The sequence below is a fragment of the Vibrio sp. D404a genome, assembly GCF_030248535.1.
Classification (GTDB): Bacteria; Pseudomonadota; Gammaproteobacteria; order Enterobacterales; family Vibrionaceae; genus Vibrio.
Genome location: NZ_JAHGAJ010000008.1, coordinates 26,430 through 45,096, shown reverse-complemented (window position 1 = coordinate 45,096; position 18,667 = coordinate 26,430). Strand labels below are relative to the sequence as shown.

The 18,667-nt window shown below is 45.3% G+C and carries 14 protein-coding genes; 7 read left to right on the top strand and 7 right to left on the bottom strand.

Features of this window, described 5'->3' with window-relative positions:
- Nucleotides 1-143: 143 nt before the first annotated feature.
- The 3 genes from KI655_RS05610 (at nucleotide 144) to KI655_RS05600 (ending at nucleotide 3,892) form a co-directional block, all read left to right on the top strand.
- The gene (locus KI655_RS05610; protein WP_285402535.1) at nucleotides 144-1,598 is read left to right on the top strand and encodes a GntP family permease; all 1,455 of its coding nucleotides are present in this window, start codon (nucleotides 144-146) and stop codon (nucleotides 1,596-1,598) included.
- 80 nt (nucleotides 1,599-1,678) lie between these two features.
- Nucleotides 1,679-2,848, top strand: coding sequence for a glycerate kinase (locus KI655_RS05605; RefSeq protein WP_285402533.1), 1,170 nt, complete (start codon nucleotides 1,679-1,681; stop codon nucleotides 2,846-2,848).
- 171 nt (nucleotides 2,849-3,019) lie between these two features.
- Entirely contained in the window at nucleotides 3,020-3,892 is an 873-nt protein-coding gene (locus KI655_RS05600) for a patatin family protein (RefSeq protein ID WP_285402531.1), read from the top strand.
- 114 nt (nucleotides 3,893-4,006) lie between these two features.
- Here KI655_RS05600 and KI655_RS05595 read toward each other — a convergent pair whose 3' ends face one another.
- The 3 genes from KI655_RS05595 to KI655_RS05585 all read right to left on the bottom strand — a co-directional run bounded on the left by KI655_RS05595 (nucleotide 4,007) and on the right by KI655_RS05585 (nucleotide 6,323).
- A complete protein-coding gene (locus KI655_RS05595; protein WP_285402529.1) occupies nucleotides 4,007-4,999 on the bottom strand; it encodes a 2-hydroxyacid dehydrogenase in 993 nt (330 codons plus the stop codon).
- Nucleotides 5,000-5,165: 166 nt separating this feature from the next.
- Nucleotides 5,166-5,498 (bottom strand): DUF1971 domain-containing protein, encoded by a 333-nt coding sequence (locus KI655_RS05590; RefSeq protein ID WP_285402527.1) that lies wholly within the window; start codon nucleotides 5,496-5,498, stop codon nucleotides 5,166-5,168.
- A 42-nt stretch (nucleotides 5,499-5,540) separates the two neighbouring features.
- Nucleotides 5,541-6,323, bottom strand: coding sequence for a ferredoxin--NADP reductase (locus tag KI655_RS05585; RefSeq protein WP_285402525.1), 783 nt, complete (start codon nucleotides 6,321-6,323; stop codon nucleotides 5,541-5,543).
- Nucleotides 6,324-6,899: 576 nt separating this feature from the next.
- Between KI655_RS05585 and KI655_RS05580 the strand changes: the two genes are divergently transcribed.
- The gene (locus tag KI655_RS05580) at nucleotides 6,900-8,933 is read left to right on the top strand and encodes a TonB-dependent siderophore receptor (RefSeq protein ID WP_285402523.1); all 2,034 of its coding nucleotides are present in this window, start codon (nucleotides 6,900-6,902) and stop codon (nucleotides 8,931-8,933) included.
- A gap of 94 nt (nucleotides 8,934-9,027) precedes the next feature.
- Here KI655_RS05580 and KI655_RS05575 read toward each other — a convergent pair whose 3' ends face one another.
- Nucleotides 9,028-9,819, bottom strand: coding sequence for an MBL fold metallo-hydrolase (locus KI655_RS05575; RefSeq protein WP_285402521.1), 792 nt, complete (start codon nucleotides 9,817-9,819; stop codon nucleotides 9,028-9,030).
- A gap of 118 nt (nucleotides 9,820-9,937) precedes the next feature.
- On the opposite strand from KI655_RS05575, the gene KI655_RS05570 reads away from it, so the two are divergent.
- Nucleotides 9,938-10,909, top strand: coding sequence for a GlxA family transcriptional regulator (locus tag KI655_RS05570; protein WP_285402519.1), 972 nt, complete (start codon nucleotides 9,938-9,940; stop codon nucleotides 10,907-10,909).
- 123 nt (nucleotides 10,910-11,032) lie between these two features.
- A complete protein-coding gene (locus KI655_RS05565) occupies nucleotides 11,033-11,920 on the top strand; it encodes an acyltransferase (protein ID WP_285402517.1) in 888 nt (295 codons plus the stop codon).
- A gap of 84 nt (nucleotides 11,921-12,004) precedes the next feature.
- Here the strand turns inward: KI655_RS05565 and KI655_RS05560 are convergent, their stop codons facing one another.
- From KI655_RS05560 to glgX, 3 genes are all read right to left on the bottom strand, one after another.
- Nucleotides 12,005-12,742 (bottom strand): tRNA (adenine(22)-N(1))-methyltransferase TrmK, encoded by a 738-nt coding sequence (locus KI655_RS05560; protein WP_285402825.1) that lies wholly within the window; start codon nucleotides 12,740-12,742, stop codon nucleotides 12,005-12,007.
- Between the two features lie 122 nt (nucleotides 12,743-12,864).
- A complete protein-coding gene (locus tag KI655_RS05555; RefSeq protein WP_285402822.1) occupies nucleotides 12,865-14,622 on the bottom strand; it encodes a diguanylate cyclase domain-containing protein in 1,758 nt (585 codons plus the stop codon).
- A 244-nt stretch (nucleotides 14,623-14,866) separates the two neighbouring features.
- Nucleotides 14,867-16,849: a glycogen debranching protein GlgX gene (gene glgX, locus KI655_RS05550; protein ID WP_285402515.1), complete on the bottom strand. Its 1,983-nt coding sequence runs from the start codon at nucleotides 16,847-16,849 to the stop codon at nucleotides 14,867-14,869.
- A 433-nt stretch (nucleotides 16,850-17,282) separates the two neighbouring features.
- Here glgX and KI655_RS05545 point away from each other — a divergent pair, with 433 nt between their 5' ends.
- Nucleotides 17,283-18,608: a carbohydrate porin gene (locus KI655_RS05545; RefSeq protein WP_285402513.1), complete on the top strand. Its 1,326-nt coding sequence runs from the start codon at nucleotides 17,283-17,285 to the stop codon at nucleotides 18,606-18,608.
- Nucleotides 18,609-18,667 lie beyond the last annotated feature (59 nt).

The window sequence follows — 18,667 nt, the reverse complement described above, 5'->3', positions numbered from 1 at the left end:
GGCAACTCAACCAAGAACCGATTAGCAAAATAAATAATTCGACGATTTAACAAAGAATAAATCGCTTGCATAGAAAGCGCTGTGGGTAGATTGAACCACCCACAGTTCTTCCCCTACAAAATAAGAGACAAAAGGAAAGTAAAATGGATGGAGCATTAATAGGCATTGTGATTGGCATTATCGCCATGATGGGAATGATCATTAAAACGCGTATACCAGTCGCACTCGCAATGGTTATTTCAAGCATTATCATGGGTCTTTTTGCTGGAATGGCGCCGACCGAATTGATTGATGCAATCAAAGCTGGATTTGGTGGTGTGCTTGGCGGTATCGGTCTGATCATTGCATTTGGTGTGATCATGGGCGCGTGTTTTGAGCGTTCTGGTGCGGCTGTTCGTATGGCAAAAACCTTTGTGAAGCTCTGTGGTAAAGGTCGTGAGGATCTTGCTCTAGGCTTTACGGGTGTGCTTGTTGCTATCCCAGTATTCTGTGACTCTGCGTATGTCATTTTACATTCTCTTGTTCGCGCTATTTCACGAGACACAGGTAAATCTGCGGTTGGTCTGGGTGTGACGCTAGCTCTTGGTCTACTTATTACACATGCGCTTGTACCGCCTACTCCGGGTCCAGTTGCAGTTGCTGGCATTTTAGGTGTCGACCTTGGTCAATACATGTTGTGGGGCCTAATGGTTTCTATCCCTATGATGCTATTGTCGATGATCTACATCCGCCGCGTAGGTAACGAGTACTACCGAGTACCAAATGGTGAGTCTTGGATTACGAACCAAGCAGATTGGGCAAACCTAGAGAAAGTACAGGCAACAGATGACAAAGAACTACCAAGTAACTTCTTATCATTCGGCCCTATTCTTATCCCGATTGCGCTAATTCTTATTAATACTCTGGTAGGTACAGGTGATACTGCAGTACACACAGTGTTATCTCTGCTAGGTAATCCAGTGGTGGCCGTCGGTATCGGTGTGCTAATGGCACTCTACGGCCTAACTATGAAGATTGAGCGCAAAGACATGGTTGGCTCAATGGATGACGCTCTGTCTACTACCGGTCTTATCCTTGTTGTTACAGGTTGTGGTGGTGCGATGGGCGCGGTATTGAAAGCGTCAGGCGCAGGTCCACAGGTAGCAGACGCTATTGCAAGCAGCGGTATTCCGCCACTATTAGTACCACTAGCGATTGCCTCTATGCTTCGTCTAATCCAAGGTTCAGCAACGGCATCAATGATGGTAGCGGCAACGATGACACTGCCATTGGTTGAAACGTTAGGCTTAGACCCTGTATTCGTAGCGCTTGCTTGTGCGGTAGGCCCGGTTGGTTTCTCACACTTAAACGACTCTTACTTCCATATCATCAACCGTACTTTGGGTATTACAGAGTTAACGGATCAAATTAAGATCTGGTCGGTATCGTCAACCATCGCTTGGGCAATCGGTGCGTCTATCATCATGGTTCTTAACCTAGTGTTTGGTAAAGGCGGCACTATCATTGACCCACTAGTTCCAATTGCGGTGTTAGGCGCAATCATGGTTTGGCTAAAATCGAAAGAGAAGTCACAAGTAAAAGCGGCAATCGCTAACTAACATTAAATCTCTGTTTATACTGCCCCTATCGCGTGATTGGCTAGCTGATCTCTCATAGGGGCTTATTGGATCTTCGAATTATGAAAATAGTTATCGCACCAGACTCATTTAAAGAATCATTGGCGGCCGTTTCGGTTGCGGCGTGTATTGAAAAAGGATTCCGCGAGATATTTCCTGATGCGGAATACGTGACGCTTCCTCTGGCTGATGGCGGTGAGGGCACGGTTGATGTTTTGCTGCAAGGCTTGTCTGGTAACAAGTATCAAACCGAAGTGATGGGGCCACTTGGTGATAAAGTCATGGCCGAATGGGCGATGCTAGAGCCTTCGAATACTAACCCTAAACGTACCGCTCTGATTGAAATTGCAGCCGCGTCTGGTTTGGATTTGATTACGCCTGAGCAGCGCAACCCGATGATTGCGAGCTCATTTGGTACGGGGCAGTTGATGCTTGAAGCGATTGAGCAGGGTGCAGAGGTGATCATTCTTGGTCTAGGCGGTAGTGCGACCAATGACGGTGGCGCAGGTATTGTTCAAGCGTTAGGGGGCAAGCTACTGGATGATGAAGGTAAGCAGATCACGCTGGGTGGGTTGGCGCTGTCTGAGTTAGCAGCGATTGACCTTTCAGATCTCGATGATCGCTTGAACGATATTGATCTGACAGTTGCTTGTGATGTGGCAAACCCACTGTGTGGTGAGAGCGGTGCGAGTCATATTTTTGGTCCACAAAAAGGCGCATCACCAGAGCAGGTTATGAGGTTGGATTCCGCGCTCCATCACTTCGCGCAAATTGCCATGCAACAGCACCCGACATTGAGCCTAAGTGATACCTTAGAGCGTTCAGGTTATGGCGCTGCTGGTGGTACGCCGATGGGACTTAGCCTTTTGTTTTCAATGCAATTGAAGCCGGGTATCGAGATGGTATTGGATACGCTCAATGCGGATGAAGCGCTTAAAGGGGCTTCCCTTGTGATTACCGGAGAAGGGCAGATGGATAACCAAACCCTGCAAGGTAAAACCCCATATGGGATTGCGTTTCGTGCTCAAAAGCAGGGGATACCAACCATTGGTATTGCAGGCTCATTAGGAACCGAAGTTGATGAACTCTATTCAGCAATGGCATCACTGTTTGGGACAGTGCGTTCACCGCAGCCACTAAGCCAAGTTCTCGAAGAGGCAGAAGCTAACCTCACTCGCACGGCTAGGAACATTGCTGCGACATTAAAATTAGGCCACTCCATCCTAAGTTAATATCCTGATTCAATTAGCTAAATTTGATATTGCCGCTGGTGGTTATTCCGGCGGTACCTTCAATGATAGATTTCACCTATCGAATCTATAAATTTATCCCATTATCAATTCATCTCGTCGAGTCTTACTATGCTCTCTATCAGTTTTAGAGCAGTAAATAGAGTAAGAAAAATGAGTAAGAAAGCACTGATTGTTGAAGGCGGCGCGATGCGCGGTATTTTCGCGGCAGGCGTATTAGATGCCTTTATGGCCGAAGATTTCAAACCGTACGATTTCGCAATTGGTGTGTCTGCTGGTGTCTCTAACTTGATAGGCTATTTGTCTCACGCGCCTCGTCGCAGCCTCGACGTGATCACGACCATGGCGACTGACAAAACGTTCTTCAATCCTACTCGTTTTGCCAAAGGCGGTAATCTTGTGGATGTGAAATGGCTTTGGGAAGAATCTAATCTTCGCTATCCATTAGATTGCAGCCGACTGTTTGGTGGTATTCCTTTTTATGCTGCGGTCACCAATGTTGAAACTGGCAGTGCCGATTACTACCAAATCAATCCAACGAACCTGTCGAATGTGGTTGAAGCGACGACTGCATTGCCGATAGCTTACCGCGAAACACCGTGCTTTTCGGGGGGGTGCTATACCGATGGCGGTGTGGCTGATTCGATTCCTGTTCGAGAGGCTTATCGACGAGGAGCACGAGACATCACTGTGATTTTGTCGCACCCTTTGAGCTATCAGATGAAACCGCAGAAATATCAATGGATGATCAAGAAGCTGCTATCGAAATACCCAAACATCGCAGAATCGATGGCGGTACGTGCGGAAAACTACAATCAGTCATTGGAGTTTATCCGTAATCCACCCAAAGATGCCAAAGTGAAAGTGATTGCACCACCAGAAAACTTCCGAGTGAAAAGGCTGACCATGGATCAATCATTGTTGAGTGAAGGCTATCAAATGGGGATTGATGCGGGTAACGAACACCTAGCCATTCGCAACGGTATTCATGGGTTAGATACTGAAAACTGTCACTTCTGTATCTAGTTGGCGCTACAGCTTAAGCGTTATAGAGAGCACGAGTCTTGACCTAAGACTCGTGCTTTTTATTTTAGCGGCTTTAATTTAGCAGCCTTAGTTTTAGCGATTTTAGAGTTATCGCTAGATAAGCTCGTTGCCACTTTTTTGATTGTTGAAGTAAGCCGCGACACTACCTAATGTAGTGTTGGCAATGTTTGACAGGGCATCTTTGGTCAAGAAAGCCTGATGGCCTGTAAACAGTACATTGTGACAAGCCGATAAGCGACGGAAAACGTCATCAACAATCACGTCGTTTGACTTGTCTTGGAAGAACAGCTCTTTCTCATTGTCGTAGACATCAAGGCCTAATGCGCCAATCTTGCTCTGTTTTAGGGCTTCAATCGCAGCCGTAGAATCTAGAAGCTCACCACGACTGGTGTTGACGATCATCACGCCGTCTTTCATCTTGCTAAAGGCTTTGGCATCAAGCAGGTGGTAGTTCTCTTTGCTCATAGGGCAGTGCAGAGAAATCACATCCGAGTTTTGGTACAGCTCGTCCAATTCCACATATTTAGCACCCAGTTCTTCGGCGAGTGGGTTTGGATATGGGTCGTAACAAAGGATATTCATTCCTAAGCCGTTAAGGATACGCATCGTCGCTAGGCCGATCTTACCAGAGCCGATCACGCCTACAGTTTTGCCATGGAAGTTAAACCCAACCAGACCTTCCAATGAAAAGTTCGCGTCGCGTGTACGTTGATAGGCTTTGTGCAGTTTTCGGTTCAAACACATCATCATTCCGACCGTGTGCTCTGCCACTGACTCTGGTGAGTAAGCAGGAACACGAACAACCTGAAGGCCCAGTTCTTTGGCTGCGTCTAGGTCGACTTTATCAAAGCCAGCGCAGCGCATTGCGATCAGTTTGGTACCGCCTTGCGCCAGCACCTCTAACACGTCACGAGACAAGTCATCGTTGACGAACGCGCAAACAACTTCGCACTCATGTGCCATTTTTGCTGTAGTGGTGGTTAAACGGAAGTCGTGAAAATGGAACTCGGCGTTGAGCTCGCCTTTCGCTAGAGTAAATGACTTCTCGTCGTATGATTTTGAGCTAAAAAAAGCAATGTTGAGCATAGCTTCCCCTCTTACCTTAAACATCAATAATAAGTATCAAAATGGTCAATTCTTGCAGTGTGCGTCACTTTAGATGTGTTGTCTATCACGACTAGTCATTGTTTTTGTTATGGTTATTTGTTTTGCACGTCAGCCCTTCGTTCCGTAAATTACGAGTTCAATGACGCTACTTACGGGTGTTGAACATCTTCTTCGTCTCTTTCTCTGACCAAAAATTAATATTGAATTGAGCATCGTCACTGAGCTCAACACGGTGCCAATATTGAGGAGGACTCGTAGCAAACTGACCCGCTTCAATAACCACGACTTGTTCCGGTTCAGTTGCATCGGCATCCGCGAAACCATAAAAAGTGACCGTCCCTTCCATCACACAGATCTGCCCAAACACACCTTCAGCAGTATTGTGGTGGTTAAGCAGAGCCGCTGGGATATTGTCCTTAGTAAAAAACGGCGTTGAGCGTTGAATTGTCCAATGTTTAGGAATACGTAAATGAGCCATAGTGTGATCCTTTAGTTTTCAATCAATAAGTAAATATCTGTGTTACCAGTAATTTTCGCTGCTAAATTGCCCCGGTTTGCGGCGCAAGTGTTTCTCTAATCCAAGTTGGTTTAGTGCTGAGCTAGTATCGCGAACCATTTCTGGATTACCGCACAGGTAGAAGAAGCTACGGTCTTTATTGATAGCGATAGACGTGGCTTGCTCAAGGTCGCCTCCAAGTAACAAACTTGGGATTCGTCCGCGCAAAGTTCCGGCAACGGATTCTCTTGAAATAATTGGCACATAGTGAAGTTTTCCTTGGAAGTGTTGGATGAACTGTTCGATTCGCGTTTGATAGGTCAGATCCTGCTCGGTTCTAACCGCATGAACCAGAATAAGGCGGTCAAATGATCGTATCTGGTTGTGATCTTGAAGCTGTTCTAACAGTGAGATGAACGGGCCGACTGCAGTGCCGGTGGCGAGCATCCACAGATCTTGAGCGTATGCAGGGATCTCTTCGATCGTCATGAATCCACTTGGATCTCGTCCTACAAAAACCTCGTCTCCACTGTTTAACTGGTGAAGCATTGGTGACAGTTGTCCATCGCTGTCTTTCACAATCAGAAACTCTAGGTGTTGATAGCCTTTTTCATGGGACGGAGCATTCACCATCGAGTACGCCCGTCTAACTAGCTCTCCTTGCGCATTTTCGAGACCCAACTTGGTAAACTGGCCTGCTAAATAGGGCGATATAGCGGCTTTAATCTCTAAGGAAAAAAGTTGATGGTTCCAATCAACTCGGTTCACGACTTTCCCTGCGACTAAGCCATGTGGAAGTTCTGTCATAGTTCTGCTCTCCTATAAGGTCCTCTTTATTGAGGGTCTTAATAAGCATAATCAAAGATTCTCATACTGAGGGTAGCAGGTTATATGCCAATAATGAGAATCGTTATCAAATAAGGCTTGATAAACAATCACAACGCTTTTGATGTCAAATTGACTTGGTTTAAAGTGTGTCTTTATAACTCAATAAGTTCTTTTTAACCTGAATTGGTTGGCTAAGTATCTGGAGAATGGATCTGCGTGAAAACTCAATAGCGCGCGCTTTTTGAGTCTCTTTACGAGCTGTATCTGTGATGCTTATAGTGAATAAGTCTTTGAAAGATATTCAATGAAGATGGTCGGTGGGAGATATGTTTTGATTTAAAAACCGCCAGAAGTGAACTGGCGGTTACCTATTACTAGGATTTTTTGAAATATTCAGTTCAAAAAACAAGAGTTCAGTGAACTTTTATGAATATTACATTGTGATTTTATAAAAACAAAGCATAGAAAAGTAAAGAATGTAAATGAGATGAATTATCATTTGCATCGTGTATTATGCACCGCTCTTGTTGTTGTTTATAAAATATAAGTACTATTATGAAACTGAAGTCACTTTCTGCAGCGATTACTGTTGCATTAGCCTCTTTTGCTACTCAAGCTGCCGACGAAACTGTGGTCGTAGTAGGTTCAGCCCTAGACCAACACGTTCAAACTGAGATCAACTCAGATACTCTGGAACAGAAACAAGCGTCAGACATTAAAGATGTTCTGAACACTATGCCAAGTGTGACGGTCGATGGTAACGCTCGTTACTCTCGTAAAGTCTTCATCCGTGGTATGGAAGATAAATTCTCTGTTGTGACCATTGACGGTGCACGTCAGGAAGGCCAACTGTTCCACCACTCTGGTGACCAAACTTTTGACCCTGCGATGCTAAAGTCTGCTGAGATCACTCTAGGTGGTAACTCTGTGCTTTCTGGTGCAGGCGCGATTAACGGCTCTTTCAGCTACGAGACAAAAGATCCAAGTGACTTACTGCGTGGTGACGAAACCATTGGCGCTCGTGTGAAAACGGGCTACCAGACAGCTTACGAGCGTTTCACTACAAACGTAGCCGTTTATGCAAAGCTAAACGACAAACTACAGTTCATGGGTATCGCTAACTACTCTGAAGACGGTGACCTACATATCCCGGGTGAAGACGATGTAACGTCTAAGCAGGGCGAGCTAAAATCTGGCTTAGCAAAAATCGTATTTATCCCGAACGATGCTAACGAGTTTAAATTGACGTTCAACACCTATGAAGATGGTGGCGTACGCCAATTGTCAGGCGAAAAAGCCGGCGCACTATACGCAGATGATGAGCATAATTATCATGCAATCAGCCGCGACACAGTGACGCTAAACCACCACTACGACAATGGCAGCGATCTTGTAAACCTAACCACTGACCTTTACTACAACCGTCAGTACATGGACCGTGATGCGCTAACTGAAGACTACGGCAACTGGGACAATTCATCAGGCAGCTGGGTATTTACCAAAGACGGTGAGCTTTCAATTCCAGATCGTGAATACAACGTCACGACCATTGGTGGTGATATTCGCAACATCTCTTGGGTCGGTGATCACGAGCTGACCTACGGTGTTGAAGGTTACAAAGCTGAGCAGTGGATTGATTCTGGTCTAGGTACTTACACATCGGGTTCTAAAACTGGTGAGACCAAGAACTACGACATGGATGGTGGCACGGTTACCGCTTACGGTATCTACGCTCAAGACGCTTTTGAAATCAGTGACTTCCGCTTTGTGACAGGTCTTCGTTATGACGTGCACGAACTGGGTGGTGTGTTCTCGGGTAAATACGATCAACTTTCACCGAAATTCCAAGGTGAACACCAAACAACAGACAACCTAAGACTACGTGTTGGTTACGGTCGTCTATTCAAGGGTGCAGCCCTTCCTGAAACGCTAACCATGAAAGCCGCGAGCGATGTAAATCAGGCAGACACTAAGGCGATGACAGGTAACAACTATGAAGCGGGCTTCGATTACGACCTATCTGATTTGCTTGCCGCTGATCATGCCATCCTAGGTTTCACGGCTTACCAGTACGACCTTGATAACCAGATGCACCCAACCAAAAACAACACAACACTGGCAAACCAGTACGATGTTGAAGTTTGGGGTGTAGAGACAGTATTTACGTACAGCATTGATGATTTTGCTCTTTACGCGAACCACTCGTTCTCTGACGGTGACCAAACTAGTCTAAAAGATGGCACAACAAGTCACATGAACAAAACAGGTATCCATAACATTAAAGCGGGCTTCAACTACAGCCTATCTAACGAGCTAGTGTTTGGTTGGGATTCACGTTTTGTTCCGGGTAATGACTACACCGATGAAGATGGCGTGAAGATTGAACGTGCTGGCTTCGGTACTCACAATATTTGGGCGGCTTACGTTCCAGATTTTGCTAAGGACCTATCGGTTAACCTTGCTGTCGATAACCTATTTGATAAGAAGTACGCAGAGCACACAGGCTTTGGTATCTCTTGGGGTTCAGAGAAGTACACCAGCTACGAGGCAGGTCGTAACTTCAAAGCTTCTGTTGCTTACAGCTTCTAAAAAACAGACACTGCCTAGAGCAAGCCCCGCATTACGCGGGGTTTGTTCTTTTTGGAGACCAGAAACTTTGATATCTTGAGTCAATACCTCGTATTTAAAACTCTAGTGTTTCACCATCTTCAGGAATCAACACTTTGTCAGCTAACTGATGATGTTCAAGTGTCTGCTTTAATGTTGAACGTTCGATAGGGCAGTGGTTCAACGCTTCCATATGATTAGCAATCACTTTACCTGGAGAAAGGCGGATAAACTCCATCACCTCATCGGTTGGCATCAACAGAGGCTGCCCCACATCCATTTGAGCTTGTCCGGTTGCTACTATAGTAATGTCTGGCTTGAGTTCGCTTAAAGCTCGTTTTACGTCGTCAGTCAGTACCGTATCACCACTAATGTAAATTGATGGTTCGTTCGGGAGCTCTAAATAGAACCCACAGCCATTCGCCATCACTTTATGAATCCAGCCATGACCGTGTTGCGCTGGCACAGCGGTAATCTTGCCTTCGAGATAATCCGTTTCTACCCAACTGTCTAAACCATGACTCACAGTGATCCCGTATTTCTCTAGGTAAGCTTTATCTTTGCTTGGTGTTGCGACTGTAATGCCGTTATCAATCAAGAAAGCTTCACCTGCCGTGTCTAGGTGGTCACCATGTTGTAGGGGCTTGAAACCAAAGGTTTGACTGTGAGTGATTAAAGCGTGAGTGACTGTATTAAGCAGTGGCCCTGCATTGGCGGGCAAGTCTACAGTTGGGTTCTTGGCGGCTTTAAAACGCAAGACAGAAAATGGAGGCAGTGAACCTTTTTCACCTAACATCGGATCAATCAGAATACGGTATTGGCCAGATTCAATGATAAAAGTGGCACTGCGAAGGTGATGAATTTTCATGATGTTTGCTCCGATGAATTAGTCTTCAACAATTATGGTGCAGAGTGAAAAAGTGTCATACTGTGTTTAAGGTAATCTATCGCTCAAATTGGGCCATTGTTTTATTGAGGTCACTTTTATGCTTTCGTCCGCTACAGCTCCAATAAAGGTCGCCGTGATCGCTTTTGAAGGGATCAGCGCATTCCATTTGTCGGTGCCCTGTTTGGTTTTTCAAGATGTATTCATTGAACAGCAACCCAAGTTTTCAGTGACTTTGTGCAGCGTCTCTGGGACTGAGTTTTCTTCGGGGTCAGGCTTTGGGATCAGTATAGAAGATGGAATTGAACGCGCCCGCGATTGCGATATTATTGTGGTTCCGAGTTGGCCTAACTCGTTACCACAGGTCCCAGATGCTTTATTGAGTGAATTGCAATTGTGTCACTCACAAGGCAAAACCATTGTTGGGCTCTGCTTGGGGGCATTTGTGTTGGCTGAAGCAGGTTTATTGGATGGTAAGAGGGCGACCACACACTGGGCTTTTAGCCACCAATTCAAAGAGCGATTCCCTCTGGTCGAGTTCGATGAACAGCCTCTGTTTATCGACAATGAAACCACGATTACCTCGGCTGGCACTGCCGCCGCATTAGACTGTTGTTTACACATTGTAAGAAAAATCTGCGGGACAGAAGTCGCAACCCAACTAGCTCGTATTATGGTGACCGCACCTTATCGCTCTGGCGGTCAACAGCAATACATTCCAACGCCGATACAAACTAAGCCAACTCAGGCGATTAGCTTTGAGGGCGTGATTCAAGATATCGAACAGAACCTGACTCAATCTTATCAATTAGATGAGGTTGCCTCCTTGTGTGCTATGAGTCGCCGTACCTTCACACGTCAATTTAAATCGGCTTATGGGTGTTCATTTGGTGAATGGTTGCTTCAACAGCGACTTAAGCTCAGCCAGAGGTTATTGGAATCGACTAGCCACCCAATTCATCAAGTGGCAGAGCAGGCGGGGTTTGGTTCGGAAAGTGTATTTCGTAAGCATTTTAAATCGACATTCAACTTAGCTCCGACTCAGTGGCGTGACAAATTTGCCAAGAAGTGACTGCTATGACCACCTGCTCAAATGTGTCATTAATATTTCAATGTGTAGATAGAGAGGGGATGAAAAAGGTATAATATCTGCTCCTGTTTTATACCGAATTTCGTTAAGTTACTGTTTACTAATATGTTAGATAACCTCCGTCTAGTCATCAGTGTTACATTGGTGACTATCAACACCGCCATTGTCACGGTTCTGATCTCATTATTCGCCCTCATCAAGCTGCTGTTACCTCTCTCAAAAGTGACGGTATTTTCTAATCGTGCAGCGGATGCGGTTTTCTGGATGTGGGCAACGGTTAACCTTGGCATTTTGTCGTCAATGAATCGCATTGATTGGCAAATTGAAGGGGGCGAGGAGCTATCTAAAGATCAATGGTACCTGATGATGTCTAACCATCGCAGCTGGGCAGATATCGTGGTTTTGGCTTCTGTGATGAAAGACAAAATGCCAATGCCGAAGTTCTTTTTGAAGCACGACTTGCTCTACGTACCGTTTGTTGGTTTGGCTTGTTGGGGGCTCGATATGCCTTTCATGAGAAGACACTCGCGCGAGTTTCTGCTTAAAAACCCAGAGCGTCGCAATGATGACTTTAATGCGATTCAGAAGTCTTGCCAGAAGTTTCAAAACACTCCAACAACCGTGGTGAATTTTGTCGAAGGCACCCGTGTGAATGCAGACAAACTGACGTCAGTGAAAACGCCTTATCAGCACTTGCTTAAACCTAAAACAGGCGGGGTAGCGTTCGCACTGTCGAACATGGGACACATGCTTAATGGCGTAGTGGATGTAACATTGGCATACCCTGAAAACCAAGAATCGCCATTTGAAGATATGCTTAAAGGCAAGATGACTAAGATTGTGGTGCGTATTAAAGTGCATCCAATGGATGAAAATTTAGACGGTAATTACTTTGAAGACAAAGCCTTTAAGCGCCGCTTCCACAGTTGGCTAAATGGCACATGGCAAGAGAAAGATCAGTACCTAGATGGTGTGTATACCAGTAAACAATAGCCGATATCATTGATAACCAGATACGAGAAAGCCGATTGATTCCAGTCGGCTTTTTCTTTGTCTTCGATATGTAAATCTAGCGACTTAAACGGCTTGGTAATGCTCAATAATGTGCGCGACAGAGTTAGGCTTCCCCTGTTTTTCTAAGCCGAAAGAGATGCGTTGATAGTGTTGTAGAGTGCGTTGTTTGTATTGTTCTATAACGTGCTTATCTTGCTCTGTAGCACCTAACCATATCTTGTTACCAACGGGTGATACTTTGTATTCAGATAAGTGAGTACTTACATTCTTGCTGGTTTCTGGCTGATAAGAGACATGCAAAATTTCATAGAAACGACGATTCTCTTCGATGAGCTTTTCGTCAATCATCGAGAAATTACCTTTCCCTAGGTATTCACGCAACTCAAACAATTGATGCACCGGACACAGCAAGAAATCAAACGCCAAATCCGTGTGATTTGAAATGATCGTCTCAATCAGTGTTTGTGTAAGCTCTCCTCCGACACCCGCAATCACCACTAAATGTTGTCCGCTTTGCTCGCTTAACGGCAGTTGACCAACGTCCATGCAGTGCACATGCCATTGAGTATCTGAATCACTTTTTGAAATGGAAGGCTGACTATCGGAAAAATACTGCTCGAGCGTTATTTCCAGTTTCGCCATTAAGTTAGGCACGATATCGACAAAATGGATATTGGGTGCCTTTTGTTCCACTAAAAGCTGCATCCCCAGATGACCGTGGTCACAGCAGCAATCCCAAATGTGATCATAAGGCTTGGAAATGAGGTTACTGATGGATTGAAGTCGATGGCTAAGCTTTATCATTGGCTGTGTCTGTCTTTTCAGTGGTGTGTTTGAAGGGGAAGCGTGGAGCATTGTAGTCACTTTCAGAAAAAACAAAAGCACCGAAGAAGGTTCAGTGCTTTGTGGCGTTGATTGGATTATTAGGCGGCGCTCATTGAGGTAGGCTCAGCAGGCGATTGCCGCTTTGAGTAGCCCTCAACTCGATTTCGACCTAGCTGCTGGGCAATCACTTTCGCTTGTTCAGCAAGAGCCAGAGCCGACTCTGATTCACCTTCCAGCATCGCAAACCCAATACTGGCACTTGCAGACAGGTTAATGTCTGGCGTTTTGATGGCCGTCGAAGCGATACTGATACGACATTGCTCAAGCTGGGCCTTTGCATCACGCTCATTGTTGGCCTTGAATAGAATCGCAAACTCTTTGCCGCCAATGCGCGCTAGGCTAAGGCTTTTTGGCTTAGGAAAGTGCGCCCGAATCGCTTCAGCGGTGCTCTTAATGAGGCGATCACCGATGGCTTCTCCGTAAGCGTTATTGAGGTGCTCGAAATGGTCAATGTCGAGCAGAGCGACAAAGGTATCCGGTGCATTGGTGTGTGAAGACAACGCTGCATTGAAGTTGTTTTTATTATCAAGCTGGGTCATCAGATCTTTGCAGCTCAATTGATGATGCAACAACAGGTTGGCGAGAGAAGTTTCTGTCGCACTTCTTATCATACGAAGGATCGAGCGACTGATCGGAAACGCACTGTTGATATAGAGTACTGCTAATAACTGTTTACGAGAGTGCAATGGGATACAGTAATGACGCTGGTTGATTTTTAGATTACGCGCCAGTGAATCAGCGTAGCGGCCATTTCGATAGACCAAACTGTCAGGCAATAAGCTCTGAGCCAAGGCTTTGTTGGTGTGCACAACGCTCTTGTTACCGTGGTAGTCCAAGGTACTAAAGGCATGGCTGTTTGGGTTGTACAAACAGAATTGAATGCCATTGTTGTAGCAGAAATCGTTAAGCACGGATTTTAGCTGACGCTTGAAGCTCGCGAGATCGTCAACTTGATTGAGCAAGCCTAGCGCACGGTTAAGTCTGTGAATCAGATAGTTAGCCACAATCCATAGTAGCAATAGCGAAGCCAACACCACCGCTGTCAGCGTGAACTGATGAGAACTGGTGAGAATATCTTGACGATCCGTTCCCGCAATAAATACCCAATTGAGATTGTTGTTGGCATTAAACACAGACACTTTGAAGTGATCTTGATAGTAGTATTCGTGCTGTCCGGCGGTTTCGCCTTGAGAGATCTGGTGGCTGATTCCCGCATGATAGCTAATAGACTTGCTACCGACACGTACTGGGTCTGGATGGAAAATAAGCCTTTCGGTTGAGCGATCAACCACAAACACATAACCGTTATCGAGTGTTTTGAGATCACGTAAACCCTGTGTGGTGTGTAACAGATCAAACTCAATCCATATTTCTTTCAGGCGCTCTGAAATGGTGTGCTTAATTGCGAATACCCAGCGACCATCGGTTTTTTGATACACGGAAGAGATAAAAAAGTCTTCTACTAGGCTCTCTATCCGATGCCACTTGAGGTCATTGAGCGTAGTTGAAGGAAGGGATAAGCCACGACTTGAAAAATATTGCTGAGTGCCTGAGTGGTACAAAACGATATCGGAGAAGTTGGGGGTACGCTTGAGGATGTTTTCACTCAGCGTTAAGAAGGCATTTTTTGAAGCTGTTTGCCCCTGTTCTAAGCTGGTTTCAAGGAGGTAGAGTTTTCCTAAGGTGGCTTCGATGTTGGAGTCGATAATAGAGTTAGCTATCCGGATATTTGAAGCAGATTGTTCCCTCGCTGAGTTCTCCATCCGCTCTAATTGTGCTGCGGCTAAATAGATCATCCCTCCTGTGAGTATGACGAGATAAGGTTTGAATAGACGAATTAATGTTTTAGGTAAAGCCATGATATCCAAAGACGTTATAGATTCATTTTTTATAGTGGCAGCATACTAAACAGTTTTCGTAATCACATCAATGCAAATGATTCCATATAAATAAAACAGATTTGTGATATTCACCTAATAAAAAAGTCAGCTATAAACATAGCTGACTTTTATGAAAATCGTTCTAATATTGAGCGTCTTTCTACTTTTCGCTGGCGTCTTCTTGAGCAGCGGCAGAGTAGTGCAAAATCGCCATTGAAGTTGGAGAAAGCAACATTTCTCCTTCCGCCGACCCTGGCTTCACATTGCGAGAATTGGTATCGCAAATCGTTACCCAGTTTTGGCCTCTGTCGTTTGGCAGCTTAAAGCGAGCCGGAGCGTTAGTCTGGTTGATCAGGTAGATCATTTCATTGCCGTCTTCACCAATACCTAAGTGTAGTGCGACAGAGCTAAGGCGATTCCAGTCATCGTGCTCCATTAGAGTGCCATCGACACGGCTCCAAAAGATTCGGTTCGAGTTACGTTGCTCACCACTGAATGCTTTGATGAACGGCACCATATACTCGTGACGAGCTGCAATCATTTCAGAGAGCCACAGCTTAAAGTCATCTTTGCGCTCGTTAGGTGCCCAATTTAACCAGCTGGTCTCACTGTCTTGGCAATAGGCGTTGTTGTTACCGTTTTGCGTATGAGAAAGCACGTCAGCGGTCAGAATATGAGGAATACCAAATGCGAACAGCAAGCTTGCCATGAAGTTACGTTTTTGCTTTTCACGCGTCTCGATCACCAGAACGTTTTCAGTCTCACCCTCAACACCGTAGTTATCTGAGCGGTTGTCACCATGACCATCACGGTTATTTTCACCATTCTCTTCATTATGTTTGTGCTTGTATGAGACAAGATCTTGCATGGTGAAGCCGTCATGATAAGTGATGTAGTTGACGGTGAGTTTGTAAGGCCAGTGAGCAGCACTGTATATATCGCGTGAGCCCATCAAGCGTGTCGCAAACTCTTTTAGGTAGCCTTGATCACCCCGCCAGAAGCTACGAGTGATATCGCGGAGTTTGTCGTTACACTCGTTCCAGCCCAGTGGGAAGTTACCTACTTGATAGCCGTTCGGGCCAATGTCCCACGGTTCAGCGATGAGTTTGGTCTCTTTTAAGACAGGATCTTGAGCCACAGCCTTGAAAAACGCAGCGTCTGGGCTGTATTGATCACCTTGGCGACCTAAGGTAGCTGCCAAGTCAAAGCGGAAGCCATCAACTTTAAATTCGCTCACCCAGTATCTTAGCGTATCCATTACTAAGTTGAGTGATGCTTGATAGGTAAGGTCAACCGTGTTTCCACAGCCAGTAAAGTTGGCGTAGTGGCAACCGTGTTTGATGTAGTGGCGGTGATCCAGTGCTTTAAGGTTAAAGGTACAGCCACCTTCACCACCTTCCGCAGTATGGTTGTAAACCACATCAAGGATCACTTCAATGCCGTTACGGTGAAGCTCACGAATAGCGGTTTTGAGTTCGGTGACTGCATCTTTTTCTGCATAGCGAGGATCTGGAGCCATAAACAGGTAAGGGTTGTAGCCCCAGTAGTTTACTTTGCCCATATCCAAAAGATGCGGTTCATGCATACACGCCGCGACCGGAAGCAGTTGCAGCGAGTTGATATTCTGTTGTTTGTAGAAGGCGAGCATCTCTGGGCTGACTAACCCCATATAACGCCCTTGGCCGTTTTTCTCTACTTCAGGATGTAAGTTGGTTAGGCCCTTTACATGCGTTTCGAATAGCACGGTCTCTTCTCGAGAAATTCTAGGTCCTTCGATGCCTTGCCAATCAAAACTGTCGTCTGTCACTACACACTTCGCCATCCCGAAACTCTTTTCTGGAGTGTAAGGTGTTTGGTAGTGCAGAGGTTCACTCAGTGCCTTGCCATAAGGGTCAGAAAGAAGCAGAGAGCCGTCGTCTGTTTCAGCTATGAAGCCGTACTTTTGACCAGCGCGAACACCCTCTATGTAAGCGTACTTAATGCCAGCGTATTCGTTTTCTAATTTATAAGTGACAAATTCATCATTCTCGTCAAAGAGGGCGAGCGATAGGTTTGGGCAGTCTGGAGAATAAATAGAGAAGTTACAGCCAGTGTCATCTAGCGTTGCACCGAGTGGATGTGGGCGTCCGAGCGTTTTAGTCATTGCTTATTTCTTATTCGTTAAACAGCTTTGGTGAACTATTAGTAAAAAGCTTTGTCACATTAAGGTCAAGCAACTTCACAAAGAATTTATTGTTAAAAAAATAATTCATCGATTAAGTTCAAACAATATATTTGAACTGGATCTCATTTGATATGAATAATTAGATCTGTGTACGGTCTACTCCTCCTAGATTAAGTGATCTAACTCTTCTAAACACCGTTCTGTAAATTTTCTACTCCCTTCTCATCCCCCTTAATTTAGTTGGGGGTGGAGGAAGTCAAACTTGTGCGCCCCCCTTAATATTGACCCCGTTGAAACGAATCAGGGGAAACCCTAAACCTCTCTATCTTACGTCCGCCATTACTGCCTTTGGCTGTCGCAAGAGAGCAAAAATATAAAACCTAAAAATAAATCGTCCTTAATGGAGTTAAGAATGAAAAAAGTAAGTTTGATTGCTGCAGCAGTGACCACTGCGTTAATGGCTGGCTCAGTATACGCAGAAGAAGTAGCTCTTGATGTAACAAGTGGTGATGAGGCAATGGAAGTTGAGGTAGCTAACCCAACTGACGTTATTTCTGATGGTTGGGAAATCCACGGCTACATGTCTTCTAACGTTCGCGTTGCAGATGGCAAAACAGTTGATACTGAATTTGGTAAGCCTGACTACATGACAGCTGGTACGCACGGTAAGAGTACTAACCAAGTTGAATTCGTAGTTAAGAAACACTCTGAGTACCAAAATGGTGTATGGGCGGACTATGTTCTACGTACTGAATATGGTAATGGTAACTCTTACGCTTACTCTTCTTCAGGTAGCCAAAAAAATAACACGACCGCACAATTTGAAGTAAAAGAAGCGTTTGTTGAGTTAGGTGGCATTCTTGGCGAAGACACGTCTATCTGGGGTGGTCAACGCTTCCTAAACCGTGCTGCAGGTATCCTATCTGGCGAGTTTTGGAAACAATCTTCTGGTATCGGTGCGGGTATCCAAACTAAATTAGGTGGTAACACTGCGGGTGTTGCATACGTTCTAGCTGATCCTGATGCTGGTTCTGCAAACCCTGGCGCAGAACGTACAACTCTATCTTCACTTGACTTCTATTACTACGGTGTTGATGCTGGTATCGGTTCTCTAGACTTTGACTTCAAATACGGTCAACAGACTCTAGATGGCGAAGACGATGATGGTTTCGGCGCTTCTGTAACATTGAACACTAGCTACTACGGCCTTGATGGTTGGACACAAAACGCAATTGCTTACGGTAAAGGCGTAATGCAAAACCGTGGTGTAAACTTCGGTGGCTGGTCAGGTGGTGGCGATGATGCTGAATCATTGTTCCTAACTTCTTACGGTGTACTTAACGTTTCTGAGCGAGTACAGCTAGGTACAGAAGCAACTTACTTCACAAGCCTAGACACTCTATTTGGCCAAGAAGATCTTACTCGTTGGATTGTTGCTGCTCGCCCATCATACAAACTAAACGATAACATTCGCCTTGAAGCAACAGCTTCTTACGGCTTCGAAGAACTTGGTGACCCAGCAGCATGGAATAAACCAGCAGGCGTTGATGAGTCTAAAGTCATTAACCTTGAAATCGCAACAGCGTTTACAGCTAACTCTGATTACTTCGGTCGTCCACAAGTGAAGCCATACATCAGCTACATTAAAGCTGACGATGAAGACAGTGCTTCAAACATCGGCATTGAGAATGGTAAAGACCAATTTGTATTCGGTGTTCACACTGAAATCTGGTTCTAAACCATTTATAGTAAAGGGCAGCCAGTTGGCTGCCTTTTTCCGTTTCCCCCTACTAACAA

Coding starts and splice junctions, on each gene's coding strand:
- KI655_RS05610 (WP_285402535.1), top strand. CDS start 144: ATGGATGGAGCATTAATAGGCATTGTGATTGGCATTATCGCCATGATG.
- KI655_RS05605 (WP_285402533.1), top strand. CDS start 1,679: ATGAAAATAGTTATCGCACCAGACTCATTTAAAGAATCATTGGCGGCC.
- KI655_RS05600 (WP_285402531.1), top strand. CDS start 3,020: ATGAGTAAGAAAGCACTGATTGTTGAAGGCGGCGCGATGCGCGGTATT.
- KI655_RS05595 (WP_285402529.1), bottom strand. CDS start 4,999: ATGCTCAACATTGCTTTTTTTAGCTCAAAATCATACGACGAGAAGTCA.
- KI655_RS05590 (WP_285402527.1), bottom strand. CDS start 5,498: ATGGCTCATTTACGTATTCCTAAACATTGGACAATTCAACGCTCAACG.
- KI655_RS05585 (WP_285402525.1), bottom strand. CDS start 6,323: ATGACAGAACTTCCACATGGCTTAGTCGCAGGGAAAGTCGTGAACCGA.
- KI655_RS05580 (WP_285402523.1), top strand. CDS start 6,900: ATGAAACTGAAGTCACTTTCTGCAGCGATTACTGTTGCATTAGCCTCT.
- KI655_RS05575 (WP_285402521.1), bottom strand. CDS start 9,819: ATGAAAATTCATCACCTTCGCAGTGCCACTTTTATCATTGAATCTGGC.
- KI655_RS05570 (WP_285402519.1), top strand. CDS start 9,938: ATGCTTTCGTCCGCTACAGCTCCAATAAAGGTCGCCGTGATCGCTTTT.
- KI655_RS05565 (WP_285402517.1), top strand. CDS start 11,033: ATGTTAGATAACCTCCGTCTAGTCATCAGTGTTACATTGGTGACTATC.
- KI655_RS05555 (WP_285402822.1), bottom strand. CDS start 14,622: ATGATCTATTTAGCCGCAGCACAATTAGAGCGGATGGAGAACTCAGCG.
- glgX (WP_285402515.1), bottom strand. CDS start 16,849: ATGACTAAAACGCTCGGACGCCCACATCCACTCGGTGCAACGCTAGAT.
- KI655_RS05545 (WP_285402513.1), top strand. CDS start 17,283: ATGAAAAAAGTAAGTTTGATTGCTGCAGCAGTGACCACTGCGTTAATG.